Source organism: Dermacoccus sp. UBA1591 (assembly GCF_002322065.1).
Classification (GTDB): domain Bacteria; phylum Actinomycetota; class Actinomycetes; order Actinomycetales; family Dermatophilaceae; genus Dermacoccus; species Dermacoccus nishinomiyaensis.
This window is the reverse complement of sequence record NZ_DCNR01000017.1, coordinates 18,021-18,336: the sequence shown is the minus strand read 5'-3', so window position 1 is coordinate 18,336 and position 316 is coordinate 18,021.

The following is a 316-nucleotide window of genomic DNA, read 5'->3' as shown; positions in this document are numbered from 1 at the left end:
CCGCGGCGGCGACCAGGGGCCATCAGGATGAGGATGAATCGGCGCTGTGGGAGCAGGCGTGGGATGAGTGGGAGACCGACTCAGCTTCGCCGTCCCCGCCTCGCACCCAGCAGCAGATCAACGCCGAGGGTAGCCCGAGAGTGCGTGATGCGCTGGCAGCGCGCCATCAGCGCCACAGCGACTACGGCGACTCTCCTTCCGGACTCTCTCACCAGGGTCCTCAGATGAGCTAGCAGGACGACGGGGGTGGTGAGTCCAATGGACTCACCACCCCCGCTCCGTGGGCGCCCGGAGTGACACCCTCGCTCACACCCCC